Origin of the sequence: Mitsuokella sp. AF21-1AC, from assembly GCF_003458855.1 — a bacterium.
Lineage (GTDB): Bacteria > Bacillota > Negativicutes > Selenomonadales > Selenomonadaceae > Mitsuokella.
The window spans coordinates 48,017-74,139 of record NZ_QRVW01000012.1 but is presented as its reverse complement, the minus strand read 5'-3'; the positions used below and the strand labels follow the sequence as shown (position 1 = coordinate 74,139).

24 protein-coding genes are annotated in these 26,123 nt (G+C 57.3%); 21 read left to right on the top strand and 3 right to left on the bottom strand.

Annotated features, from left to right (window positions below):
• Positions 1 to 126 precede the first annotated feature (126 nt).
• From DWX75_RS06155 to pyrE, 19 genes are all read left to right on the top strand, one after another.
• Positions 127 to 1,050 carry a hypothetical protein gene (locus tag DWX75_RS06155; RefSeq protein WP_147671540.1) on the top strand — a complete coding sequence of 308 codons (924 nt, stop codon included), beginning with the start codon at positions 127 to 129 and terminating at the stop codon, positions 1,048 to 1,050.
• The gene (csm2, locus tag DWX75_RS06150) at positions 1,047 to 1,484 is read left to right on the top strand and encodes a type III-A CRISPR-associated protein Csm2 (RefSeq protein ID WP_118015453.1); all 438 of its coding nucleotides are present in this window, start codon (positions 1,047 to 1,049) and stop codon (positions 1,482 to 1,484) included. The genes DWX75_RS06155 and csm2 overlap by 4 nt, the downstream gene beginning before the upstream one ends.
• 2 nt (positions 1,485 to 1,486) lie before the next feature.
• The gene (gene csm3 / locus DWX75_RS06145) at positions 1,487 to 2,206 is read left to right on the top strand and encodes a type III-A CRISPR-associated RAMP protein Csm3 (protein ID WP_118015452.1); all 720 of its coding nucleotides are present in this window, start codon (positions 1,487 to 1,489) and stop codon (positions 2,204 to 2,206) included.
• Positions 2,203 to 3,204 carry a CRISPR-associated protein Csm4 gene (locus DWX75_RS06140; RefSeq protein WP_118015451.1) on the top strand — a complete coding sequence of 334 codons (1,002 nt, stop codon included), beginning with the start codon at positions 2,203 to 2,205 and terminating at the stop codon, positions 3,202 to 3,204. Before csm3 ends, DWX75_RS06140 begins: the two co-directional genes overlap by 4 nt.
• A 12-nt stretch (positions 3,205 to 3,216) precedes the next feature.
• Positions 3,217 to 4,410 (top strand): type III-A CRISPR-associated RAMP protein Csm5, encoded by a 1,194-nt coding sequence (gene csm5 / locus DWX75_RS06135; protein ID WP_118015450.1) that lies wholly within the window; start codon positions 3,217 to 3,219, stop codon positions 4,408 to 4,410.
• A complete protein-coding gene (gene cas6 / locus DWX75_RS06130) occupies positions 4,404 to 5,153 on the top strand; it encodes a CRISPR system precrRNA processing endoribonuclease RAMP protein Cas6 (RefSeq protein WP_118015449.1) in 750 nt (249 codons plus the stop codon). The genes csm5 and cas6 overlap by 7 nt, the downstream gene beginning before the upstream one ends.
• 41 nt (positions 5,154 to 5,194) lie before the next feature.
• Entirely contained in the window at positions 5,195 to 5,395 is a 201-nt protein-coding gene (locus DWX75_RS06125) for a hypothetical protein (RefSeq protein ID WP_118015448.1), read from the top strand.
• A 59-nt stretch (positions 5,396 to 5,454) separates the two neighbouring features.
• The gene (locus tag DWX75_RS06120) at positions 5,455 to 6,180 is read left to right on the top strand and encodes a metallophosphoesterase (protein WP_118015447.1); all 726 of its coding nucleotides are present in this window, start codon (positions 5,455 to 5,457) and stop codon (positions 6,178 to 6,180) included.
• Between the two features lie 117 nt (positions 6,181 to 6,297).
• Positions 6,298 to 6,780: a tRNA (uridine(34)/cytosine(34)/5-carboxymethylaminomethyluridine(34)-2'-O)-methyltransferase TrmL gene (gene trmL / locus DWX75_RS06115; protein WP_118015446.1), complete on the top strand. Its 483-nt coding sequence runs from the start codon at positions 6,298 to 6,300 to the stop codon at positions 6,778 to 6,780.
• A 36-nt stretch (positions 6,781 to 6,816) separates the two neighbouring features.
• On the top strand, positions 6,817 to 7,731 hold the full coding sequence (gene murB, locus DWX75_RS06110; RefSeq protein WP_118015445.1) for a UDP-N-acetylmuramate dehydrogenase: 915 nt from the start codon (positions 6,817 to 6,819) through the stop codon (positions 7,729 to 7,731).
• A gap of 162 nt (positions 7,732 to 7,893) precedes the next feature.
• Positions 7,894 to 9,507: an MBL fold metallo-hydrolase RNA specificity domain-containing protein gene (locus tag DWX75_RS06105; RefSeq protein ID WP_118015444.1), complete on the top strand. Its 1,614-nt coding sequence runs from the start codon at positions 7,894 to 7,896 to the stop codon at positions 9,505 to 9,507.
• Between the two features lie 293 nt (positions 9,508 to 9,800).
• On the top strand, positions 9,801 to 10,748 hold the full coding sequence (locus DWX75_RS06100) for an aspartate carbamoyltransferase catalytic subunit (RefSeq protein WP_118015443.1): 948 nt from the start codon (positions 9,801 to 9,803) through the stop codon (positions 10,746 to 10,748).
• Positions 10,745 to 12,031 carry a dihydroorotase gene (locus DWX75_RS06095; protein ID WP_118015442.1) on the top strand — a complete coding sequence of 429 codons (1,287 nt, stop codon included), beginning with the start codon at positions 10,745 to 10,747 and terminating at the stop codon, positions 12,029 to 12,031. The genes DWX75_RS06100 and DWX75_RS06095 overlap by 4 nt, the downstream gene beginning before the upstream one ends.
• 23 nt (positions 12,032 to 12,054) lie before the next feature.
• Positions 12,055 to 13,128, top strand: coding sequence for a glutamine-hydrolyzing carbamoyl-phosphate synthase small subunit (gene carA, locus DWX75_RS06090; RefSeq protein WP_118015441.1), 1,074 nt, complete (start codon positions 12,055 to 12,057; stop codon positions 13,126 to 13,128).
• A 3-nt stretch (positions 13,129 to 13,131) separates the two neighbouring features.
• Complete coding sequence (gene carB / locus DWX75_RS06085) at positions 13,132 to 16,365, top strand: carbamoyl-phosphate synthase large subunit (RefSeq protein ID WP_118015440.1); 3,234 nt, start codon at positions 13,132 to 13,134, stop codon at positions 16,363 to 16,365.
• Positions 16,352 to 17,119: a dihydroorotate dehydrogenase electron transfer subunit gene (locus DWX75_RS06080; RefSeq protein WP_118015439.1), complete on the top strand. Its 768-nt coding sequence runs from the start codon at positions 16,352 to 16,354 to the stop codon at positions 17,117 to 17,119. Before carB ends, DWX75_RS06080 begins: the two co-directional genes overlap by 14 nt.
• Entirely contained in the window at positions 17,119 to 18,051 is a 933-nt protein-coding gene (locus DWX75_RS06075; RefSeq protein ID WP_118015438.1) for a dihydroorotate dehydrogenase, read from the top strand. The genes DWX75_RS06080 and DWX75_RS06075 overlap by 1 nt, the downstream gene beginning before the upstream one ends.
• The gene (pyrF, locus tag DWX75_RS06070; RefSeq protein ID WP_118015437.1) at positions 18,052 to 18,777 is read left to right on the top strand and encodes an orotidine-5'-phosphate decarboxylase; all 726 of its coding nucleotides are present in this window, start codon (positions 18,052 to 18,054) and stop codon (positions 18,775 to 18,777) included.
• A 2-nt stretch (positions 18,778 to 18,779) separates the two neighbouring features.
• Positions 18,780 to 19,358 carry an orotate phosphoribosyltransferase gene (gene pyrE / locus DWX75_RS06065; protein WP_118015463.1) on the top strand — a complete coding sequence of 193 codons (579 nt, stop codon included), beginning with the start codon at positions 18,780 to 18,782 and terminating at the stop codon, positions 19,356 to 19,358.
• 161 nt (positions 19,359 to 19,519) lie between these two features.
• Here the strand turns inward: pyrE and fba are convergent, their stop codons facing one another.
• From fba to uraA, 3 genes are all read right to left on the bottom strand, one after another.
• Positions 19,520 to 20,518, bottom strand: a complete 999-nt coding sequence (gene fba / locus DWX75_RS06060) for a class II fructose-1,6-bisphosphate aldolase (RefSeq protein WP_118015436.1) — start codon at positions 20,516 to 20,518, stop codon at positions 19,520 to 19,522.
• Positions 20,519 to 20,673: 155 nt separating this feature from the next.
• Positions 20,674 to 21,561: an RluA family pseudouridine synthase gene (locus DWX75_RS06055; protein ID WP_118015435.1), complete on the bottom strand. Its 888-nt coding sequence runs from the start codon at positions 21,559 to 21,561 to the stop codon at positions 20,674 to 20,676.
• On the bottom strand, positions 21,558 to 22,862 hold the full coding sequence (gene uraA / locus DWX75_RS06050; protein ID WP_118015434.1) for a uracil permease: 1,305 nt from the start codon (positions 22,860 to 22,862) through the stop codon (positions 21,558 to 21,560). The genes DWX75_RS06055 and uraA overlap by 4 nt, the downstream gene beginning before the upstream one ends.
• Positions 22,863 to 23,209: 347 nt before the next feature.
• On the opposite strand from uraA, the gene DWX75_RS06045 reads away from it, so the two are divergent.
• Together DWX75_RS06045 and DWX75_RS06040 are read left to right on the top strand one after the other, a co-directional pair.
• Positions 23,210 to 24,439, top strand: coding sequence for an aspartate kinase (locus DWX75_RS06045; protein ID WP_118015433.1), 1,230 nt, complete (start codon positions 23,210 to 23,212; stop codon positions 24,437 to 24,439).
• A 261-nt stretch (positions 24,440 to 24,700) separates the two neighbouring features.
• Positions 24,701 to 25,945: a pyridoxal phosphate-dependent aminotransferase gene (locus DWX75_RS06040; protein WP_118015432.1), complete on the top strand. Its 1,245-nt coding sequence runs from the start codon at positions 24,701 to 24,703 to the stop codon at positions 25,943 to 25,945.
• Positions 25,946 to 26,123: the final 178 nt, after the last annotated feature.

Here is a 26,123-nt window from a genome sequence, read left to right as displayed (position 1 = left end):
TATGCGATTTTATTGTGCTTCAAAAAGCTGTAAACTGCTGTCAAGAACAAGACACTCACCGGCGAACGCCTGGCGACACATCTCTGGCTTGGCGATTATACGATGCGCGATGAGCATGGACACGTTTTGGAGTTTGAGACGCTTTCTGCATTATCTTCTGGACTGTCGCCTTCCGGCGGTATCTCGCGTCTTGGTGTCCTGCGTGCAGATGTAGATAATTTGGGGGCGGCCTTCCTGGCGGGATTCCCGGATCGCTATACGACATTGACGCGCATGGCCGCGTTGTCGCGGCAGCTCTCCCTCTTTTTCAAGCATGACATTAATGCGCTTTGCCGTGGCGAAGTTAATGGCATTGGCGAGCAGGATCATGTGAAATTTTCCTTGTTCCACACGCCGAAGAAAGAAGCCAGGAAGGTTCATATCATCTATTCCGGTGGTGATGATATTTTCCTCGTTGGCAGCTGGGATGACATCCTGGAACTGGCCGTCGATCTCTATCGGGCCTTTCAACGGTTCACGGGCGGCAAGCTGCATTTTTCAGCGGGTGTTGGATTGTTCAAAAGCCGTCACCCTGTGGCAGATATGGCCCGTCAGGCCGGCCGGCTGGAAGATGCGGCCAAGGCAATGCCCGGGAAGGACAGCCTTTCTTTGTTTGGCATTTCGGATGATGCCATGCGCGTAGAAACGTATCCATGGCAGGATTTCATCGAGCGTGTATGTGGTGAAAAGCTACACTTTCTGCAGACTCATTTCTGTTTTGCTGCTGAGCATGATAACGATACAAGCCGGTTGTCTTTCAGCAAAGCTGGCTTATACCGATTGCTGACACTGTTGAGCACAGAGGGATCCATTCAGCTGGCACGATTTGCCTATCTTTTGGCACGTATGGATCCGGGATCACGAGCAAGCGAGAATCGCCGGAAGACGTATGAGGAAGTACGTCGAACGCTTTATACGTGGTATCGTCAGGTGAAGGACCGGCGGGAACTGCTGACCGCAACAGAATTAATCCTGTATGGATTGCGCGAGAAAGGGGAAACGTCACGATGAAAGAAGCAAGGAAGCCGGCCATCCCGGATATCGCTGCAGAAGCGGAACGTGTCATTACAAGCATGCGTGTTCCAAAACGAGGAGAAAATGACATGATGATTTTGCGACTTAAGACAAATCAGATTCGCAAGTTCTTGACGGCTGTCAATATGGTGACGAATAAAATCGATGTCTGGCATATGAAGCATAGTGAGAGCAAGGAACTGCCGGATGACCTGGCTGCTGAAGTCAAATACCTGAAGGTGCGTCTTGCCTATCAGGCTGGCCGTGACAAAGAAAAACAAGAAAAAGAAGTAAGGAATTTTATTGAGAAAGCAGATCTCTTTGCGCGCATCGATGCAATTGGACGTGATTTCAACCGGTATCAGGATTTTGCACACTTTGTGGAAGCCCTGGTTGCTTATCATAGATTTTATGGCGGAAAGGAGAGATGAACATGGAACAGCAGACGCAGGGCGTACTCAAAGGGAAGATTGATTTGCGTGCCACATTGAAGCTGGAGAGTGGCCTTCATATTGGCGGAGCTTCTGCTTTTGCCCCAATCGGTGCTGTAGACAGTCCATTTGTCCGTGACCCGTTGACCAAACAGCCGATTATACCGGGAAGTTCGCTTAAGGGCAAGATTCGCACGTTATTGGCTAAAAGCATGGCTTCAGGCTATATCTTGAATCCCATCGATCAAGACCCGGAGGGGATTGCCCGGCTCTTTGGAGCGGCAGCGAAAGGCAGTAACAGTGGCAGGCCTTCCCGTCTCCAGTTTTTTGATTTACCGTTGACTGAATCCTCGGTGCAGTATCTGGAAAATCTGGAACTTGATACGTATATTGGTGAAATCAAGTTTGAGAATTCCATCGACCGTCTCACGGCTACGGCCAATCCGCGTCAGATTGAGCGTGTCCCGGCTGGCGCAGAATTTTCTTTTCGCCTCGTATACAACATTGAACGCGATGATGAAATACTTGAAGACATGAAAACCCTTCGGAATGGACTGCGGCTTTTGCAGATGGATTATCTGGGTGGTCATGGTTCGCGCGGCTATGGCCGGGTTTCCATTCATGACATTGGCGCGAAGCACTTTGTTCTCGATGCAAAGCCGGACAAGGCCTTGATGAAAACAATTGAGACTATGCTGCAGGAGGATTTGTGTGAGTCATGAATTATTTTCTTTATCCGCTGCGCTTCGATGCGCCGGTTCATTTCGGCACGGCTGAATGTGGCGGCGGCTTGGAACATACGCGGTTTACTCTGTCTTCGGATGCCTTGTTTTCAGCTTTGCTGGCTGAGATGTATCATGCGGATGAAACCGTATCCGCCCGCGCTTTTCTGGATAAGGTACAGAAGAGGCAGCTTCGTTTTTCGGATCTTTTGCCATGGCAGGAAACAAGCAACGGAGAACTGTATTTTTATCTGCCACGCCCCATTTTGCCGGTGAAGTCTGCGGACTGTTCGTCAATGTCGTATGCATCCGTCTGCCATATGGCTTCGGTCTGGAAGCAGCAGAAGAAAATCGGTTATATACGGGCCAGCCGTATGGCGGCATATATAAAGGCTGCCCTGGAAGGCAGCTCATTTATTGAGGAGAATACCTTTGGGCAGGAGGTCCTTCGTCAGCGTGTGAACTGTCGGGAAGAAGAGTCTCTGCCGTACTTTGTCGATTCCTTCATCTTCGACAATTCATCCGGATTATATGTCATTCTGGCAGCGGAGCAGGAAGAGGATGCGGCTTTCTTTGCAAATATCCTGACTTTTGTCGGATTGTCTGGGCTGGGCGGCAAACGCAGTTCTGGTTATGGCAAGTTTCATATGGCAGATGACAGCATCCAGCTGGAGGATTATGAAATCTGTGGGGCTGATGATGCTGCGCTGTACCATTTGCTGCAGGGGAAGCAGTCTTCCTGGCAGATGGCACTTTCTTCTGTCATTCCCGAGGAATCCGAGTTGGATTTGGTCTGCCGAGGGGCATACCGGCTGCGCCGTGCCGGAGGATTCGTGACGGATGCTTCCTTTGCAGAGAAAAAGAACAGCATTTGCCTGATTGAAGCTGGTTCCTGTTTCCGGACGCGCATCAACGGTCAAATGGTTTCTTTGGGAACGCATGGAGGCCATCCGGTTCTGCGGTGCGGGTACGGCCTTTATGCAGGGATAGCGAGATGATGAGGTGAGAACGTGAATCTTGTGCGGAAAGAATATGAACTCACATGTATGGCGCCCGTTCATATCGGGAATGGAATAACGCTCAAAGCATATGAATATGTTTATGATGACCATCAGCAGCAAGTTCTATTTCTGGACGAAAAGAAATGGATTGCCTTTCTGTATGAAAAAGGACTCATGGATGATTTTGCAGAGTACATAAACATCACGGCACGGGCATTGGCGGGCAAGGGAAATTTCCGCGGACAATACCTCTGGGACTGGCTGTTTTGTCATGGTGTTGCGGCAGAAGAAATTCGCGCATTATCCAAACGTCGTGTGACTGTGGCCAAAGATAAAATCATCAATGGAAAAAATCACCTCAATGATATTGCCCAGCAGGTAATGCTGCCGGATGGACGCCTATATATTCCTGGCAGCACCATCAAGGGGGCCTTGCGTACGGCAATCCTCTGGCAGGCAATCGAGCAGCATCCAGCGCATTTTGCCGGGATATGGGGGCAGCTGCGCTCGCTTGATTTTGAAAATCCTCGTTATACCAAACGGAAAATCGGCGATGAAATTCGCCTGCTGGAGCAGCAGATTCTGCATGCCTTGGATGTAACGCATACTGCGCATGATGCGGTGAATTCTGCCTTGCGTGGCTTGCGCATCAGCGACGCTTCAACGGATGCCAAGAAAACCATCATCCTGCAGAAAATAGATGAGTCCATGCAGGCAGGTTATCCTCAGCCTAAAGAGAAATTCCTGCCGATTTTCCGTGAGTGTATCCCGGCGGGGACGAAACTGCATGTTTCGATTACGGCAGATTTTCCCATGCTGCAGACGATTGGAATTTCTTCGCTTGAGGAACTCATGCATACCTTGCACGCTTATACGCAGGATACGCTGCTGGCAGAAAAGAAGGTTTTTGGTCATGTGAACGCGAATATCTTCTGTGAAGCAGAGATGGCAGATGTTTTGCTGGGCGGGGGGACTGGCTTTTTGAGCAAGACATTGGTACGTGCGCTGGCTCCAGACGAAAGGGAAGCGAAACGGTTTATTTCTCATTATCTGGATATGGCGTTTTCCCGCAGCCGTAAGCCCATGCATAACCATGTCAAGCTGGATAAGTTTATGTCGCCACGGACACTCAAAGTAGCGAAAGCAGGACAGAAAACATGGATATTGGGACTCTGCCGGTTCGAGGAGATGACAGGATGCTGAGATTGTTTGAGATACCATTGTTCCTGCCGAAAGGAGAACGCATTCATCCTTCAATGGGGTCTGTTTTTCATGGAGCATTGATGGAGCGTTTGCCGTCGGAGCTGGCCGGGAGGCTCCATCAGGAAAGCTTGCGGCCCTATAGTCAGTGCGTTTTTTTTGACCGGGATAAAGGGCCAATCTGGCGGCTGGGGACCATGTCGGACCACGTCGCACAAGCCCTGCTCTTCGGCTTGGAGGAAGGCGGTGCAATTGCTTTGCATCAAAAGGGATATGACGTTCATCTTGGCGAGATTTGCTGCGTCCAAGCGTGCTCGTTTGATGACTTGGCGGATATAGCATTTTGTGCTGAAACCGTTCCGCATGGTGCCATGTTCTCCTTTTTGTCGCCGACAAGCTTTAAGCGGGATGGGCGATATGTCCTGTTCCCGGATGTCCGGCTCATTCTGCAAAGTTTATTGATGCGCTGGAATGCCCTTTGCCCGCATATCCGTCTGGAAGAAGATAATCTGGTCGAAAAATTGACGGCACAAGCGGCTATTGTACGCTACCAGCTGCATTCGGCAGTTTTTTCGCTGGAGCGTCAGCGCATTACAGGTTTTCAAGGCAATGTGACGCTGCGTTTTGGCGGCACGGATGCGATTTGCCGCATCCTGACATTACTGACGATTTTTGCTCCCTTTGCAGGAGTCGGCATTAAGACCGCTTTGGGCATGGGGGCAGTCCAGACGGCTTTACTGGAATAAAATCATATATGAGAAAAGCTGTACGCGAGGAGGAATGCACTATGAAAATCGGTATGCAGACACCGTCACTCAGCAAGATGGTCAAGGCCAGGACGACGGGGCGGGCGAAACGCGCGGTCAAGCGCGCCCTGATCCCGGGGTATGGACGGAAGGGCATGGGGCTCCTCAAAGATCCGGAACGGGCCATCAAGAACAAGATTTACAAGAAAACAACGTTCAGTATCCTGGATTTGTTTAAGTGAACACAGGGCTTGTCTGGCACTCTCCGGCAAGCCCTTTTCTCGCGAGGGGGTGATGTCTGATGAAACGCTTGCTGGCTATGGGGGATATTCATGGCAGATTCGACCGGTTTCAGGAGGTATGGGAGGCCGTGCAGTTCCGGCCGCAGGAGGATGAGATCGTCTTCCTCGGCGATTATACCGACCGCGGGAAGCAGAACGCGCCGATGATGAAGTGGGTCATGGCACACGAGGGGCAGCCGGGCATGACGTTTTTGCGCGGGAATCACGAAGCGATGTACGCGGACGGCGCCGCACAGACGGAATCCGATCTTGGCGGCGCCATGACGTACGATATGTCTGCGTGCAGTGCGCAGCTGCTCTGGGAGGATAACGGCGGCTATGAGACGTATGGGGAGATTCAGGCGCAGGAAGACCCGCTGGCTTTCCACCGGGCCTGGCTCGCCGCCATCCGCCGGATGCCGCTTTCCTGCCGGAAAGAGTGGAAGGGACAGACGTATTTCTTTTCGCATGCCAGCATCGACCCGCAAATTCCGCTCGATGAGCAGAAGAAGGATGACCTGCTCTGGTCGCGCGTGCTGGCTGCGAAGCCGGAGCTCTATACGGGCGACGCTGTGCTCGTGATGGGGCATACGCCCGTGCAGCTCATCGGCTACCCGCCCGTGCCGCAGATCCTTTGCCGGCAACACGTTATCCTCATGGATACAGGCAGTTTTCTTAAGAAGGGACGCGTGTCCTGCATGGATCTTTTGACGCACACCATCTGGCAGTCGCATGATGGTGCTTGACCGGTACCTGAAATAAAGGAATCGCTGGACCGGTTTTTACGGACGGCCTTGTATTTTCAAGCGACATTCGCTATAATGAGTAGGTCACAAAAAGATGGATACGAGGTGTAGGAACCATTGCATATTGTACTGATAGAACCTGAGATCCCCGGCAATACGGGGAACATCGCCCGCCTTTGTGCTGCGACGGGCATCGAGCTTCATCTCGTCAAGCCGCTGGGCTTCTCGACGGATGACAAGTACCTCAAGCGCGCCGGCCTCGACTACTGGCATCTCGTCAAGGTGCATTACCACGAGAACTTTGCCGAGGTCGCAGCCATGTACGCCGGACACAACTTCTACTTCTGTTCGACGAAGGCGCCGCGTTCGTACACCGAGGTTTCGTACACGATGGACGATATGCTGGTGTTTGGCAAGGAAACGGCCGGTATCCCCGAGACGCTGCTCAAGGAGAACTGGGATCACTGCGTGCGCATCCCGATGATCTCGGAAGCGCGCTCGCTGAACCTCTCGAATTCCGTAGCCATCGTGGCCTATGAGGCAATGCGCCAGCTCGACTTCGCCAACTTGGCGGAAGCGGGTCCGGGACTGCATATTTGATCCTGTATATATAAAATGGATAGGAATGACTGCTTGATGATTGATAAAGCTTTTGTGACGGAATGCCAGGGCTTCCTCGAGGCCAATCGCTTCCGCCTTGATGAACCGATGAAACTCCATACGACGTTCAAGATTGGCGGCCCGGCGGACTGCCTGATCTTCCCGGCTTCACTCGAGGAGACGGAGAAGGTGCTCGCGCTCGTCAAGAAGTACCAGCTGCCGCTGACGATCCTCGGCAACGGCTCGAATGTGCTCGTGCGCGACAAGGGCATCCGCGGCGTCGTCGTCAAGTTCGCGCGTCCGATGGCTTACATCCGCTGCGAGGATACGAAGATCATCGCGGGCGCCGGCGCGCTGCTCAAGGATGTGTCAGAGGTTGCCGCGCGCAACGCCCTCACGGGACTTGAGTTCGCCTGCGGCATCCCGGGCAGCATCGGCGGCGCCATCTTCATGAATGCCGGTGCCTATGACGGCGAGATGAAGAACGTCGCGTATGCCGTGCGCACGGTTGACCGCGCGGGCAAGCTCCAAACCTACAGCCGCGAGGAGCTCGAACTCGGCTACCGGCACAGCGCCTTCCAGGACAACGGCGAGGCCATCTGCGAGGTGGAACTCCTGCTGCAGCCGGGGGACAAGAAAGCCATCGACGAGAAGATCGCGGACTTTACGCAGCGCCGCGAGAGCAAGCAGCCGCTCGAGATGCCGAGTGCCGGCAGTACGTTCAAGCGGCCGAAAGGCTATTTTGCCGGCACGCTCATCGACCAGACGGGCCTCAAGGGCCTGCGCGTCGGCGGGGCTGAGGTTTCGACGAAGCATGCAGGCTTCGTCGTCAACGTGGACAATGCGACGGCGGCCGATGTGCTCGGCGTCATCCATGAGGTTCAGAAACGCGTCTTTGCCGCACATGGTGTCGAGCTTCATCCCGAGGTCCGCATCATCGGCGAGGAATAACATATCGTCAGTCAAGACTCCTGTACGTGGAATTTCCATGCACAGGAGTTTTTTTTGAACAAGAAATCATAAAAAAAGAAAATCGCAAAGAAAAAAGAGGATTCCAGCAGCAAGAGTCAGAATATTACCTATATAAATGGAAGTAAAAAGGAGGTATTGCATATGAGACTCGAATTCTTGGGCGCTGCCCATACGGTTACGGGCTCCTGCTATCTGCTTGAAACGGGAGAAGACCGGTACCTCATCGACTGCGGTATGTTCCAGGGCTCCAAGCGCATCCGTGAGCTCAATTACGAGGGATTCTCATTCAATCCTGGCGATATTGACGGCGTGCTGCTGACGCATGCGCACGTCGACCACTGCGGCCTCGTGCCGAAGCTCGTGCACGAAGGCTTCAAGGGCATGGTCTACGCGACGAAATCGACGTGTGATCTCGCGCAGATCATGCTGCCGGATTCCGCGCACATCCAGGAATCGGATGCCGAGCTCCAGAACCGCAAGGGACGCCGCCGCGGCGATGAACCCATCCAGCCGCTCTACGATCTTGACGATGCGGCCGAAGCCCTCAAGCGCTTCACGGCCGTGCCGTACAACCAGGAGCTCAAACTTTCCGAACACCTGAGCGTCATTTTCCGCGATGCCGGCCACATCCTTGGCTCGGCACTTCTCGAGGTCTTCGTCCACGAGGACGGGAAGGACACGAAGATTGTCTTCTCCGGCGACCTCGGCCAGCCGAATCAGCCGATCATCAAGGATCCGACCTACGTCGACGGCGCCGATTTCGTGCTCGTCGAGTCGACGTACGGCGACCGACTGCACCAGATCTACGACAAGGAGAGCGCGCTGCTCGAGATCATCAACGACACGATGGACCGCGGCGGCAACCTCATCATCCCGTCGTTCGCCGTCGGCCGCACGCAGACGCTGCTCTATTATTTCTACCGGCTCAGCAAAGAGGGCAGGCTTGACCCCGATATCCCGATCATCCTTGACAGCCCGCTGGCCATCGCCGCGACGCGTGTCTTCCTCAAGAATTTCCAGGATTTCGATGAGACATCCATCAAGCCGTTCCTGACGAGCGGCAAGATCCCGACGTTCCCGCAGGTCCGCATCTGTGAGACGGCCGAGGAATCCCGCGCGCTCAACAGCTCGGAAGGCTCGGCCATCATCCTCTCGGCTTCGGGCATGGCGGATGCCGGCCGTATCCTGCATCATCTCAAGCACAATCTCTGGCGCCCGGAGTCGACGATCCTCTTCGTCGGCTATCAGGCGGAAGGGAGCCTTGGCCGCCGGCTCGTTGACGGCATCAAGCGCGTGCGCGTGCTCGGTGAGGAAATCGCCGTCAAGGCACAGATCAAGATGCTCGACGGCTTCTCGGCGCATGCCGATGCCAATCAGATCATGGACTGGCTCAGCCATATCCAGTCGCCAAAGCCCGCGAAGATCTTCATCGTCCACGGCGAGGCGCCGGCGCAGGAAGCACTCAAGGGACGCATCCAGAAGGAGCTCGGCATCGAGGTGTACATCCCGTTCCGTGGTGATCTCGCCAAGATCACGGGGCGCGCGTCGGAGATCATCCAGTCGAACATCCCGTCGGTTTCGGTGGAGAAGGAGATGGAGGAAGTCCTCTCGGATTTCGATGCCGATTACCGTCAGCTGCGCCGCAAGGTCCTGCAGCTTGTCATCCGCCAGCCGAAGGCGATGGAGCCTGTCATCAAGGTCATGACGAAGGGACGCAACTATCTGCGCAAGCTCTTCATGCCGTTCAACATCTGAGGCCAACGCAGCAGACGCATTTCGTTTTTGCCGGAGAAATCCGCGGCGTCAGGCGCTTGCACATGGGAAGGTTTTACGATATAATGAGGTACAACAAGGCAGACGAGAGCTGCCCAAAAGAGAATCATTGCCTTTTTAAGATGCGTACCGCGATGCGTATAAAGGGAGCCAATAGAGTAACGTCATAAGTTTACGTAAAGCCAGGGGCTTTCTTATGCAGTCGCATAGGAAAGCCCTTTTCTTATAGGTGGCTGAAAAGACAATGGATCTGTGAAAGTTAAGGAGTGATTGACTTGGGAAAGACTAATGTATCCTTGCGAGGCAAGAACATTCTGGGCCTGGCAGACTTCACGGCCGAGGAGATCCGCCTCGTACTCGAGACGGCCAAGGAAATGAAGAACATCATCCACCGCGACATCAAGAAAGTGCCGACGCTGCGCGGCAAATCCATTGTAACGCTGTTCTACGAGCCGAGCACGCGCACGCGCACGTCGTTCGAGCTCGCCGGCAAGTACCTCGGCGCCGATGTCGTCAACATCACGGCTGGTTCCTCGAGCATCGTCAAGGGCGAGAGCCTGCGCGACACGCTCTACACAATCGAGGCCATGGGCGTCGATGCCATCGTCATGCGCCACAAGGCGGAGGGTGCGGCGGAGTATGCGTCGCGCGTCGTGAGCCCGGTCATCCTCAACGCCGGTGACGGCGCCCATGCGCATCCGTCGCAGGGCCTCTTGAATCTCTTCACGATCGAGCAGCACAAAGGTCATCTGGCAGGACTCAAGGTCGCCATCCTCGGTGATGTGCTCCACAGCCGCGTGGCCCGTTCCGATATTTATGCGATGCGCACGATGGGCATGGAGGTCCACATCGCAGGACCGAAGACGCTCCTGCCGCGCTTCCTCTACGAGGAGCCGGGCATCGTCGTGCACGAGCGCATCGAGGATGCCATCAAGGACGCCGATGTCATCGAAGTCCTGCGCATCCAGCTCGAGCGCATGAAGGGCGGCCTCTTCCCGACGACCCGCGAGTACGCCCGCATCTTCGGCCTCAACAATGAGCGCCTGGCTCTCGCGAAGGACGATGTGCTCGTCCTGCATCCGGGCCCGATGAATAAAGGCTGGGAAATCTCGCCGTTCGTTGCCTATGGCGACAACTCCGCGATTCAGGAGGAAGTCCAGAATGGCGTGGCAATCCGCATGGCACTCTTTACCTTGACGCTGACGGGAGGCAAACAGGAATGAAACTGATACTCAAAGGCGGCCGGGTCATCAATCCGGCAGAACAGTTCGATGCAGTAGCCGATGTCCTCATCGAGGACGGCAAGATCAAGGCCATCGGCCAGGACCTGACGGCAGAGGGTGCTGAGGTCTTTGATGTGACGGGCAAGCTCGTCACGCCGGGCCTCATCGACATGCACGTCCATTTCCGTGAGCCTGGCCAGGAAGCCAAGGAAGATTTCGAGTCGGGCTCGAAGGCGGCAGCGGCCGGCGGCTACACGACGGTGGCGACAATGCCGAATACGAAGCCGGTTGTCGATACGGCTGCCATCGTGCGCAGCCTCGAGAAGCGCGCCGAGGATGTCGCGAAAGTCCACATCAGGATCATCGGCGCCGTCACGAAGGGGCAGAAGGGCCAGGAGCTCGCGGAGCTCGGCGACATGGTGGAAGCCGGCGCCGTCGCGTTCTCCGACGACGGGCATTTCGACCCGACGGCCAAGGTCCTCTTGAATGCTTACGATTATCTGCACACGTTTGATAAAGTCATCATCAATCACGAGGAGGAGCCGTCGCTCGTCGAGGATGGCGTCATGAACGAGGGCCATCGCAGCGCGATGCTCGGCATGAAGGGCCGTCCGACGGTGGCCGAGGATATCGCCGTCGCCCGCGATATCCTGCTCGCCGAGTACGCCGGTGCGCGCGTCCACGTCGCACACATCAGCTCGGGCCGTTCCGTCGATCTCGTGCGCCAGGCCAAGAAGCGCGGCGTGCGCGTCACGACGGAGGTTACGCCGCATCACCTGACGATGACGGATGAGTGCGTCAACCTCTACGACAGCTCGACGAAGACGAATCCGCCGCTGCGCACGCAGAGCGATGTCGATGCCATGGTCGAGGGCCTCAAGGACGGCACGATCGATGCCATCGTCACGGACCATTCCCCGCATGCACAGGAAGAGAAGGACCGCGAGTACATCTACGCACCGAGCGGTTTCCCGGGACTGGAGACGGCTGTCGGCGTGCTCTTCACGGACCTCTGCCACACGGGCAGGGTCGACATCCCGACGATCATCGAGAAGATGACGTGGGGCCCGGCCAAGGCCTTCAAGCTCGATGCCGGCACGATCTCCGTCGGCGCCAATGCCGATGTCACGGTCATCGACCCCGAGCTCGACTGGACAGTCGATGCCAAGAAGTTCTATACTAGAGGCAGTCATTCCCCGTTTGTCGGCCGCAAGCTCAAGGGCAAGGCCGTCATGACCATCGTGGATGGCAAGGTCGTCATGAAAGATGGCAAAGTGCTCTAAGCTCTACAGTGAGGTGTATTTGAGTGAAAGGTAAACTGATCCTGGAAGACGGCAGCGTGTTCCATGGCGAATTATTGAACAATATCAAGGCGACGGGTGAGGTTGTCTTCAACACGGGTATGGTGGGCTATCAGGAAAGCCTGACGGACCCCTCGTACTGCCGCCAGATCCTGACGCTGACGTATCCGCTCGTCGGCAACTACGGCATTGCGGATATCTTCATGCAGTCCCGCAAGTCCTTCGTCAACGGCTTCGTTATCGGCGAGCTCTGCGAGCATGGCAGCAACTGGCATTACGAGATGAGCCTGGCGGATTTCCTGACGAAGCAGGGCGTGCCGTGCCTCTACAACGTCGATACGCGTGCCGTCACGCGCAAAATCCGCAACGCCGGCACCATGAAGGGCATCATCGTCCCCGAGGATGCCGCACAGACGGAAATCGACGAGCTCTTCGCCGTGCCCATCAAGAAGGATGTCGTCATGGAAGTCACGACGCCTGAGGCTTACACGATGGACAGCGAGAAAGAGGATGCGCCGTTCGTCGTCGCAATGGATTTCGGCGTCAAGCTCAACATCCTGAAATCCATGCACGATATGGGCATCAAGCTCACGGTCGTGCCGGCACACACGAAGGCCGAGGATATCCTCGCGCTGAATCCGGACGGCATCTTCCTTTCAAACGGTCCCGGCGACCCGGCTGATGTGCCGGAGATCGTCGAGGAAGTCAAGAAGCTCATCGGCAAGAAACCGATTTTCGGCATCTGCCTCGGCCATCAGCTGCTCGCACGCGCGATGGGCGCGAAGACGTACAAGCTCAAGTTCGGCCATCGCGGCACGAATCAGCCGGTCAAGGACCTGCGCACGGGCAAAGTCCAGATTTCCTCGCAGAACCACGGCTTTGCCGTCGACGAGGAATCCCTCAAGGGTCTGCCGCTCGAGGTCACGCACATCAATGTCAACGACGGCACCGTCGAGGGCATGCGCCACACCGAGCTGCCGATCTTCTCCGTGCAGTACCATCCGGAGGCTGCACCTGGCCCGGACGACAATATGTATTTGTTCGACGAATTCTGGGCAATGCTGAAGAAAGGGGAATAACTCGTGCCAAAGAAAGAGAATCTCAAGAAAGTAATGGTCATCGGCTCAGGCCCCATCATCATCGGCCAGGCGGCAGAATTCGACTACGCCGGCTCCCAGGCCTGCCGTGCCCTCAAGGAAGAAGGTCTTGAGGTCGTCCTCGTCAATTCGAACCCGGCGACCATCATGACGGATACGCACATCGCAGACCGCGTCTACATCGAGCCCCTGACGGTGGAATTCCTCGAGGAAATCATCGCCAAGGAGCGCCCGGACGGCCTCCTCGCCACGCTCGGCGGCCAGGCGGGACTCAACCTTGCCGTGCAGCTCTCCGAGAAGGGTGTGCTTGAAAAATACAACGTCGAGCTCCTCGGCACGCCGCTCAAGGCCATCGAGAAGGCCGAGGACCGCGAGCTCTTCAAGGAAACGATGCAGAAGCTCGGCGAACCGATCCCCGAGAGCACGATCGTCGAGGATGTGACGTCGGCTGTCGAATTCGCGAACTCCATCGGCTATCCGGTCATCGTCCGCCCGGCCTACACGATGGGCGGCACGGGCGGCGGCATCGCCGAGAATGAAGAAGAGCTCGTCGAGATCGTCATCAAGGGCCTGACGTATTCGATGATCGGCCAGGTCCTCATCGAGCGCAGCGTGGCCGGCTGGAAGGAAATCGAGTACGAGGTCATGCGCGACGGCAATGACAACTGCATCACCGTCTGCAACATGGAAAACTTCGACCCGGTCGGCGTCCATACGGGCGATTCCATCGTCGTGGCGCCGTCGCAGACGCTGACGGATCACGAGTATCAGATGCTGCGCAGTGCATCTCTTCGCATCATCCGCGAGCTCGGCATCGAGGGCGGCTGCAACGCGCAGTACGCGCTCGACCCGAACAGCAACCGCTACTACGTCATCGAGGTCAACCCGCGCGTCAGCCGTTCCTCGGCGCTTGCGTCGAAGGCAACGGGCTATCCGATTGCCAAGGTTTCCGCGAAGATCGCCATCGGCTATACGCTTGATGAAATCACGAACGCCGTCACGCAGAAGACGAAGGCCTGCTTCGAGCCGGCGCTCGACTACTGCGTCGTCAAGTTCCCGCGCTGGCCGTTCGATAAATTTGTCTATGCGGACCACACGCTCGGCACGCAGATGAAGGCGACGGGCGAGGTCATGAGCATCGACCGCAGCTTCGAGGGTGCCATCCTCAAGGCCGCCCGTTCGCTCGAGATCGGCGTCAACCGCCTGCACATGGACAAGATGGACGAGTGGGACGATGCGCGTGTCAAGAAGAACCTCGAGCGCATCAACGATGAACGCATCTTCGTCATCGCCGAGGCCCTGCGCCGCGGCGCGGCCACGGTCGATGAGATCCATGACATCACGAAGATTGATAAATGGTTCATCAACAAGCTCAAGAACATCACGGACATCGAGGTGGAGCTTGCGAAGGACAAGGATGCTCTGACGCCGAAGCTCATGCTCGCGGCCAAGAACGTCGGCCTCGCTGACCACTCGATTGCGGAGATCACGGGCAAGACGGAGGATGCCGTCCGCACGATGCGCAAGACGATGAACATCCTGCCTTCCTATAAGATGGTTGATACGTGTGCTGCTGAGTTCGAGGCGGCGACGCCGTACTACTATTCGACGTTCCGCGCCGAGGAAGATGAAGTCCGCGTATCTAATGCGCGCAAGGTCATCGTGCTCGGCTCCGGCCCGATCCGCATCGGCCAGGGTGTCGAGTTCGACTACTGCTCGGTTCATTCCGTCTGGGCACTGCGCGAGATGGGCATCGAAGCCATCATCATCAACAACAACCCGGAGACGGTATCGACCGACTTCGATATTTCCGACCGCCTCTACTTCGAGCCGCTGACGACGGAAGATGTGCTCAACATCATCGACAAGGAGAAGCCGGAGGGCGTCATCGTCCAGTTCGGCGGCCAGACGGCCATCAACCTCGCCGCGTCCCTGCAGAAGGCCGGCGTCAAGGTATTCGGCACGTCCGTCGATGATATCGACCGCGCCGAGGACCGCGAGCGCTTCGACGAAGTCCTCACGCAGACGCACATCCCGCGTCCGCAGGGCATCAGCGTCACGAATCTCGATGAAGCCGTCACGGGTGCTGCCAAGATCGGCTATCCGGTCATGGTTCGCCCGTCGTACGTGCTCGGCGGCCGCGCCATGGAAATCGTCTACAACGAGGCAGAGCTGCGCGACTACATGAGCCGCGCCGTCAAGGTCACGCCGGATCATCCGGTCCTCGTCGACCGCTACATGCAGGGCACGGAGGTCGAGGTCGATGGCATCTCCGATGGCGTCGATGTCGTCATCCCGGGCATCATGGAACACGTCGAGCGCGCGGGCGTCCATTCGGGCGACTCCATCGCCGTCTATCCACCGCAGACGCTGTCCTCGAAGGTCATCTACACGATCATCGATTACACGAAGCGCCTGGCCGTGGCACTCCATGTCAAGGGCCTCCTCAATATCCAGTTCGTCGTCGTCGACGGCGAGGTCTACATCATCGAGGTCAACCCGCGTTCGTCGCGCACGGTGCCGTTCCTCTCGAAGGTCACGAATGTCGACATGGTGGGCATTGCGACGCGCATCGCCATGGGGCACACGCTCAAGGAGCTCGGCTATCACTCCGGCCTTGTGCCGCCGAAGCCGTACGTCGCCGTCAAGGCACCGGTCTTCTCGTTTGCGAAGATGACGGATGTCGATATCGCACTCGGACCGGAGATGAAGTCGACGGGCGAGGTCATGGGCATCGATTATCACTATGCCCGCGCGCTCTACAAGGCCATCATCGGCTCGGGCATCAATGTGCCGACGAAGGGCTGCATCCTCTTCACGGTTGCCGACAAGGACAAGGAAGAGATGAAGCAGCTTGCCAAAGCCTTCTCTGAGCTCGGCTTCGAGATCGTCGCCACGGAAGGCACGGCGAAAGCCATCCAGTCCATGGGCATCGATGCCGAGGTCGTCGGCAAGGTGCATGAGCGCAGCTCCGACATCATCCAGATGATCAAGAACGGCAAGATCAACATGGTCATCAACACGCTGACGCAGGGCAAGCATTCCGCCAAGGACGGCTTCCGCATCCGCCGCGCGACGGTTGAGCATGGCATCGCCTGCCTGACCTCGCTCGATACGGCCTGGGAAGTCCTGCGCGTGCTGACCTTCATGCGCGAGCGTCGTCTCGTTTACTCGCTGGCCATCCAGGATTATGTGGGCGGTGGTGATGACCTTGCCTAAGATGCTTCGAGATGCCAAGATTCTCGCCCAGCAGGAACTCGCGCCCCGCGTGTTCTTCCTGGTCGTCGAGGCACCGGATGTCGCACAGGCTGCGGAGCCCGGGCAGTTCGTCCAGCTCCGCATCCCCCTCGGGGAATTCATCCTGCGCCGGCCCGTCGGCGTGGCTGCCGTTGACCGCAAGAAGGGCAGCGTGGCCTTCATCTACCGCGTCGTGGGCAAGGGCACGAAAGCCCTCGCGGCCCTGATGCCCGGTGAAGTCGTCAACATCCTCGGTCCGCTCGGCCACGGCTTCCACATGGACTACGAACATCCGCTGATCGTCGGCGGCGGCATGGGACTTTCGCCGCTCCTGTACTACGCGGCAGCCATGCAGAAGAAAGGCGATGTGCTCATCGGCGGCCGCTCCGAGGAAGAAGTCTTCTGGAAAGATCTCTTTGACGAGCTCTGCGGCGAGGTGTTCATCTCCACGGACGACGGCTCGCTGGGCTTCAAGGGCTTCACGACGGAGTACCTGCCCAAGATCCTCGAGGACCATAAATACGATGCCATCATCGTCTGCGGGCCTGACGTCATGATGCGCGGTATTGCGCGCATCGCCCGCGAGCACGGCATCCCGTGTGAGGTATCGCTCGAAAAGCGCATGGCCTGCGGCCTCGGCGCCTGCCTGTCCTGCTCGATTGACACGACGGAAGGCAAGCGCAAGAAGGTCTGCAAGGACGGTCCGGTCTTCCCGGCAGAGGAGGTGTTCCTGTAATGGATGAAAGCCTGCATACAACCCTCTTGGGCATCGAGATGAAGACCCCGGTCCTGACAGCCTCGGGTACCTTCGGCTTCGGCGAGGAATTCGCGGATTTCGTCGACCTCTCGCGCCTCGGCGGCGTCATGGTCAAGGGCACGACGCTGAAGCCGCGCCGCGGCAACGACGGCGTGCGCATCACGGAAACGCCGCAGGGCATGCTCAACTGCATCGGCCTCGAGAATCCGGGCGTTGCGACCTTCCTCAACGAAACCCTGCCGCGCATTGCCGCGTATGGCATGAATGTCATCGTCAATATCTCGGGCAGCACGGTGGAGGAGTACGGGGAGCTTGCGCGCCTGCTCGATGTGCCGGGCGTGGCCGCGATTGAGCTCAACGTGTCCTGCCCGAATGTCAAGGAAGGCGGCATCGTCTTCGGCACGGATCCCGCGGCGGCTTCGGCCGTCGTGCGGTCGGCCAAGGCCAGCACCGGCAAGCCGGTCATCCTCAAGCTCTCGCCGAACGTGACGGATGTCGTCGCCATGGCCCGGGCCGTTGAGAAGGCGGGGGCAGATGCCATCTCGCTCATCAACACGCTGCTCGGCATGCAGATCGACATCGAGCGCTGCCAGCCGGTGCTCGGCAACGTCACGGGCGGCCTTTCTGGCCCCTGCGTCAAGCCGGTGGCCGTGCGCATGGTCTGGCAGGTCGCGCAGGCCGTACGCATCCCAATCATCGGCATGGGCGGCATCGCGAGTGCCGAGGACGCCGTCGAGTTCTTCCTCGCCGGCGCCAGCGCCGTAGCCGTCGGCACGGCCAATTTTACGGACCCTGCCATCACGATGGAGATCTGTGACGGTCTGGCCGCATACTTGGAGAATCATGGGCTCAAGAGCATCGATGAGCTCATCGGCAAAGCCAATCCTGGCTTTTTGAAAGGGGGCCGCTGAATGGCAGCAGCAGATGACCGCCTGATCGTCGCGCTCGATTTTCACACCATGGAGGATGTGAAGGCACTCGTAGCGAAACTCGGCGACAGCGTTTCATACTATAAAGTCGGCATGGAGCTCTTCTACAGCGTCGGCGGCGAGGTCGTGACCTGGCTGCGCGAAGAGGGCAAGCATGTCTTCCTCGATCTCAAGCTCCACGATATCCCGAATACCGTGGCCGGAGGGCTCTGCTCTCTCATGAACCTCGGTGCCGATATCCTCAATGTCCATGCGAGCGGCGGCTACACGATGATGAAGACGGCTGCCGACCGCCTGCATGCGGCAGCGGCGGAGCAGGGGATTCCCTGCCCGAAGCTTATCGCCATCACGGTGCTCACGAGCATCAATCAGGAAGACTGGGACGGTGTCGGCCAGACGCTGCCCATCAAGGATGCGGTCGTGCGCCTCGCGAAGCTCGCGAAAGCGGCGGGCCTCGACGGCGTTGTCGCCTCGCCGCAGGAAGCCGCACTCATCCGTGAGGCCTGCGGAGAGGACTTCCTGATCGTGACGCCGGGCGTGCGCCCTGCAGGCTCGGCCGTGAATGACCAGAGCCGCATTGCGACGCCGGCGGCAGCACTTCGAAATGGCGCGAGCCACCTCGTCATCGGCCGGCCGATTCGCGCCGCCGAAGACCCCAGGGCGGCAGCAGAGGCAATCTTGAAAGAAATGGAGACAGTAAAACCATGACAATGACGGAACAAGAAGTAAAGGATCTCCTGGTCAAGACGAATGCCATCATGGATGGCCATTTCCTGCTGACCTCGGGACTCCACAGCCCGCATTACGTTGAGAAATTCAATGTGCTGCAGCATCCCAAATACACGCAGCAGCTCTGCGAGGCCATGGCCGAGAAATTCAAGGACGCCAATATCGAGACGGTCGTTGGCCCGATGACCGGCGGCATCCTGCTCGCCCATGAGACGGGCAAGGCCCTTGGCACGCGCGCCATCTTCACGGAACGCGTCAACGGCAAGATGACGTTCCGCCGCGGCTTCCACCTGCATCCGGGTGAGCGCTGCCTGATCGTCGAGGACATCGTCACGACGGGCGGTTCCATCAAGGAAGTCATCGACGTCGTCAAGGAGAACGGCGGCATCCCCGTAGCCGTCAGTATGCTCGTCGACCGCAGCGGCGGCAAGGTCAACTTCGGTGAGGTACCGTGCACGGCTCTGCTGCATCTTGAGGTCGAGACGTACAAGCCCGAGGAGTGCCCGCTCTGCAAGCAAGGCATCCCGATGACCAAGAGAGGCAGCACCGGCAAGAAGTAATTCCAGGCGAAAGCGGATTATATATTGAAACGTCCCGCAGATTGGAGATGCAATCCAATTTGCGGGACGCTTTTTATAATAATGAAAGGATCACGCAAAAAAAAGACTGTGCCGAAACACAGTCTCTTTTTTGCTCTTATGCAGCTTTGGTAATCCGAAGATTACTTGTTGGCGTTGACAAGCTCCATGATGCCAGCAGCGCTGTTGTCGGAACCGAGAACGTCCTTGATCTTGTGCTCAACGAGCTCTTTGATGTAGTTGCGGCCATCAGCGCAATACTGACGCGGATCAAAGTGCTCCGGATGAGCGAAGAAGTGCTGGCGGATACCAGCCGTCATAGCGAGGCGCAGATCGGAGTCGATGTTGATCTTGCAGACAGCGGATTTAGCAGCCTTGCGGAGCTGATCCTCCGGGATGCCGACAGCATCGTCGAGCTTGCCGCCGTTCTCGTTGATGATCTTGACGTACTTCGGAATAACGGAGGAAGCGCCATGGAGAACGATCGGGAACTCAGGGATCTTCTTCTCGATCTCAGCGAGGATATCGAAACGCAGCTCAGGCGGTACGAGAACGCCGTCAGCGTTGCGCGTGCACTGTTCCGGTTTGAACTTGAATGCGCCATGGCTCGTGCCGATAGCGATGGCGAGGGAGTCAACGCCCGTCTCACGAACGAATTCCTCAACCTCTTCCGGCTGCGTGTAAGCTGCCTCGTGAGCAGCAACATTTACATCATCCTCGATGCCGGCGAGCTTACCGAGCTCAGCCTCGACGACGACGTTGTGCTCATGAGCATAAGCGACAACTTCCTGCGTGCGCTTGATGTTCTCTTTGAATTCATACTTGGAACCATCGAACATGACGGACGTGAAGCCATCATCGATGCAGGCTTTGCAAGTCTCGAAATCCGGACCATGATCGAGGTGCAGAGCGATAGGAATATCGTTGACCTCAAGGGCAGCCTGTACGAGGTGACGGAGATACGGGCCCTTGGCATATTTGCGAGCGCCGGCGGAAGCCTGGAGGATAACCGGGGAGTTCAGCTCTGCAGCTGCTTCCGTGATACCCTGTACAATCTCCATGTTGTTGATGTTGAAAGCACCGATGGCGAAACCGCCCTCATAAGCCTTCTTGAACATTTCTTTCGTTCCAACTAATGGCATTTTTCATTACCCCCTAAAAGTTGTGTATGTTCACAAACACACTATGAACTGACTTCATTATAGCATAGAAAAGACGGCCGGTGTATAGCGAAACGCCATTTTTTCGGAAAATCTTCTCATTCGCGCGCAAATAATAGAAACTATCGCGTGCTTGGTCAAAAATCCGCGGCAATCCGCTGCATATCGGATGGCAGCGGTGCGGTGACAACGACAAATTCGTGTGTCATGGGGTGCCGGAAGGACAATCGCCAGGCATGAAGGGCCTGCCGGGAAAGCAGCGTGCATGAGCCTCCGTAGAGGTCGTCGCCGAGGAGCGGATGCCCGAGGTGCGCGAGGTGCACGCGGATCTGATGCGTGCGGCCCGTGTCGAGTACGAGATGCAGGAGCGAGAGTTTCCCGTTCGTCCTGACCGTCTCATAATGCGTGCGCGCTTCCTTGCCCTCTGGCGGCGGTGCGACCTTGCGCAGGATGATGCTCGGCAGCGCGCGCGCAATCGGCGCGTCGATGAGGCCGGATGCAGGCGTCAGCGTGCCTTCAATCAGGGCGAGGTATTCGCGCGTGAAGGCTTTTTTGCCGTCGCGGCCCGTCGTGAGCTGATACTGCACCTGCGGTTCTTTCGCGATGAGCACGAGGCCTGAAGTATCGCGGTCAAGGCGGTGTACGGGGTGGAAGGCATGATGCTCGCCATGGCGCGCATACCAGGCGAGCAGGGCGTTGCCGAGCGTGCCGTGCGCTTCCTTCGTCGTCGGATGCACGAGCTGTCCCGCGGGTTTGTTGACGATGACGAGGAAATCATCCTCGTAGCGGATATCAAGCGGCAGGTCCTCTGGCTCGATGTCACTCGGCCGCAGGATGTCGTAGGCGATCGTATCGCCATTCCTGACCTGCGTGCGCGTGGCGTTGGCGGGCACGCCGTTGTGCGTGAACGTCCCCGAATGCTTGATGCGCTTCCAGATCGTCCCCGAGATGCCGAGCACCTGGCGGAGGTACTGTCTGGCCGGCCAGATTTCGCCTTCGGGAAGCTTCACCTGCCAGCTGGTCATGCCTTCGGCTCCTGCGAGATGCCCGCAGCCTCGTCTTCCGTGCCCGGCAGCACGCGCTTTTCGTCGCCGCGCAGGAACGAGATGAGGCGGAAGGCGAGCGACAGCACGATGGCGACGATCGTCGCGAGCGACATGCCCTTGAGGCTGACCGTGCCGATCGTCAGGCTGGCCGTTGAGACGCCGATGCCCATGACGATGGAAGTCAGCAAGAGGTTCATCGGATCGTTGTAGTCGACCTTGGCCTCGACGAGGATGCGGATGCCCGAGGCCGCGATGACGCCGAAGAGCAGCATCGACACGCCGCCCATGACGGGCGTCGGGATGCTCTGGATGAGAGCCGCGAGCTTGCCGAAGCAGGAGAGGATGATGGCAAAGACAGCCGCGCCGCCGATGACCCAGGTCGAGAAGACCTTCGTGATGGCGAGCACGCCGATGTTCTCACCGTACGTCGTGTTCGGCGTCGAGCCGAAGAAGCCCGAGATGATCGTCGAGAGGCCGTTGCCGAAAATGGAGCGGTCGAGGCCCGGGTCTTTCGTGAGGTCGCTGCCGACGATGTTGCCCGTGACGATGAGATGGCCGATGTGCTCGACGATGACGACGAGCGAGGCCGGCAGGATGATGAGGATGGCGCCCATATCAAAGGTCGGCGTGTAGAACGTCGGCAGTGCAAACCATGGGGCGCTCTCGACCATTTCCCAGTTGACGAGGCCGCAGACGGCTGCGATGATGTAGCCGCTGACGACGCCGATGAGGATCGGGATGATGGAGAGGAAGCCCTTGAAGGCCACCGACGCGAAGATCGTGATGGCCAGTGTCATGAGGGAGACGAAAATCGTCGTCGTGTCGGCCTTGTCGCCCGTAAGGCCCGCCATGCCGGCGGCCGTCGGCATGAGCTCGAGGCCGATGACCGCGACAATCGCGCCCATCGAGGCCGGCGGGAAGATCACATCGATCCAGCCCGTGCCGACCGCACGAATGAGCAGGCCTACGAGACAGAAGACGACGCCGACGCAGATGAAGCCGCCGAGCGCCGCTTCGTAGCTGTACTGCGCGAGCACGAGGAAGACCGGCGAGAGAAACGCGAAGCTCGAGCCGAGGTAGGCCGGGATCTTGCCTTTGCAGAGCACGAGGTAGAGGATTGTGCCGATGCCGTTGAACAAGAGCACCGTGGCCGGATTGACCTTGAAGAGGATCGGCACGAGTACGGTCGAGCCGAACATGGCGAAGAGATGCTGCAGCGAAAGCGGGACGGTTTCCATGAGCGGAAGCTTTTCCGTGACACCGATGGGACGTTTCTGCAAGATGAGACACTCCTTTCAAATAAGAAACAAACGAAATGAGATACGATGATCACATCCTTCAATTTACCATAGGATGGGACGGATGTCCACTTTTGTCCGATAGTGGCGCAAATCGTGGAAAATGTTATCATTTTAACTTGTATTCCTGTATAGAATTCTTGAAAATGTAATGCTGATATTTCGGCTTGTTTTTCTGCGGAAAACATTTTTACATAAATTTGCCGATTTTGGTAGACAGGCTGCGGAAATTCTTGTATAATATGTTTCGATTAAACACTTTAACAGACAAAACACCGTCGTTGTCCGTTTGTGGCGGATGTGCCGGTATGATGTTTAGGGGGAGAATCATGGCGCTTATTGTTAAGAAATTCGGTGGCAGTTCTGTGGCTACCACAGAGAAAATCATGAATGTGGCAAAGAGGGTGCTGAGCGAGAAACAGCCCGGCGACCAGATTGTCATGGTCGTATCCGCGATGGGCGATACGACGGATGAGCTCATAACGCTCGCGGAGGGCATCACGAAAGATCCGTACCAGTACACGCGTGAGATGGATATGCTGCTCACGACGGGCGAGCAGGTTTCGATTGCCCTTCTCGCAATGGCCTTCAAGACGCTCGGTCAGCCGGCAATCTCGCTGACGGGCCCGATGGCAGGCATGAAGACGAATTCCGTGCACACGAAGGGCCGCATCGTCGACATCACGCCGAAGCGCGTACACGAGGAACTCGACAAGGGCAACATCGTCGTCGTCGCGGGCTTCCAGGGCTCCGATGAATTCGGTGACCCCGTGACGCTCGGCCGCGGCGGTTCCGATACGTCGGCCGTCGCACTCGCCGGTGCGCTCAAGGCCGATTCCTGCGAAATCTACACCGATGTCGACGGCGTCTACTCCGCCGATCCGCGCATCGTCAAGGATGCCCGCAAGATGAAGGAGATCACCTACTACGAGATGCTCGAGATGGCTCGCCTCGGCGCCGGCGTCATGCAGCCGCGTTCCGTGGAGATGGGCAAGTTCTTCAACATCCCAATCCATGTACGCTCGACGTTCACGAACAAACCAGGCACAATCATTAGGGAGGACTATACGATGGAAGATAAGGATTTTGTCATTCGCGGTGTCGCACACGATGAGAAGGTAGCAAAGATTGCCGTACTCGGCATCCCGAACACGCCGGGCATTGCCCATGAGATCTTCTCGGCGCTCGCGGAAGCCAACATCGACGTCGACATGATCGTGCAGAGCATCCGCAACATCGAGAAGAACGTGACGGATATGGTCTTCACGGTCGCCAGCGATGACCTCGGCCAGGCCAAGAAAGTCGTCGACAAGGTTGCCGACAAGCTCAACGCCATCGCCGTGCTCATCGAGGAGGACGTCGCGAAAGTCTCCATCGTTGGCGCCGGCATGCTCGGCAACCCGGGCATCGCTGCCCGCATGTTCGGTGCACTCTCGAAGGCTGAGATCAACATCGACATCATCAGCACGTCCGAGATCAGCATTTCGTGCCTCGTCAAGGGCTCCCAGCTCAAAGAGGCCGTCAATGCCATCCACGAGGAATTCTTCCCGGCAAAATAAGGCACAGCTGCCCTGAGGGCAATCTGTGAGGAATTGGCCGCTCCCTCAGCGGGGGCGGTCTTTCTTTACCGGTTACCAGAAGTTTCATCAATTCTTCCATAAAAATATTGTATACTTATACCAAAAGCCTGTTATAATAGTAGACAACGGGCGAGAAACCGTATATCATAGGATTCGTCCAATGGATAGATGGACGTCTGGTGCACCGTGTGCGGGTACAAGCCGTCATGGGCATCGGCGCAATGAAGGAGGTCATTCGTTATGACGACGAGTATGGCAGCAACGCATGCTGCAAGCAAGAGACTGAAGGACGCGATTTTTGGTGCAAGCGCGGCTTGCCGTGAGGCTGCCGCCAAATACGGCGCCGATAAAGTGACGAACGCCACGATGGGCGTCATGATGGACGATGAGGGCAAACTGGCCAGCATCCCGACGATGGAGCGCGTCTTTCGTTCTCTTACGATTGAGGATTACATGCGCTATGCGCCGATCCCGGGCCTGCCCGAGTACCTCGACGCCGTCATCGACCTGACCTTCGCCGACCAGAAGCCGGAGGGTTACTTCGGTGCCATCGCCACCTCGGGCGGCACGGGCGCCATTCATCACGCCGTCGCCAACTACGCGGAGCGCGGCGATGAGGTGCTGACGGCTGACTGGTTCTGGGGTACGTACAACGTCATCTGCAACGAATGCGGCTCGCATCTGACGAACTACAAGCTCTTCGATGAACAGCAGAATTTCAACCGCAAGGACTTCGCCGACAAATTCGAGGGCATCCTCGAGAAGCAGGAGAGCCTGCTGACGATCATCAACACGCCGGCACACAACCCGACGGGCTTCAGCCTCACAGAGGAGGACTGGGACTGCGTGCTGGATCTCGCGAAGAAGTATGCGGCCAAGGGCAAGAAGATCAGCATCCTCGTCGATATCGCCTACATCGATTACGCGGGCGAGAAGAACGAGACGCGCCGTTTCATGAAGAAGTTCGGCAGCCTGCCCGACAACATCCTCGTGATGTTCGCCTTCTCGATGTCGAAGGGCTACACGGCTTACGGCCAGCGCACGGGCGCACTCGTCGCCGTTTCCTCGAGCCAGGAGGTCATCACGGAATTCAAGGAAATCAACAAGTACACGAGCCGTGCGACCTGGTCGAACATCAACCGCGGCGCGATGACGCTGCTCGCACGCATCCAGCAGGACAAGAGCACGCTCGCGCAGTTTGAGAAGGAACGCGATGCCTTCTACCAGATGATCCAGAGCCGCGGCAACCTCTTCATGGAGGAGGCCAGGGCCTGCGGGCTTAACGCGCTGCCGTACAAGGGCGGTTTCTTCCTCGCCGTGCCGGCCAAGGATCCGCAGGCCGTCTGCGACAAGCTGCATGACGATCTCATCTTCGCCGTGCCGCTGAAGCTCGGCATCCGCATCGCCGCCTGCTCGGTATCGGCCGAGAAGATGAAGGGCGTCGCCGCAAAAGTCCTCAAGGCTCAGCAGGCCGTAGAAGGCTGATTCTTTGCGGTCTTGATTACGTAAAACCGTCATATTTGACCAGATTTGTCCGTTTTTGTGCGTACGAATCTGGTCTTTTTTTATGGTTTTGGCAAAAATTAGCGGTTGATGTGCATGAAAAATGATGATATAGTAAAACTGTGATAATGTGTAAGTTTCGTTCGAGGGAGGACACAAA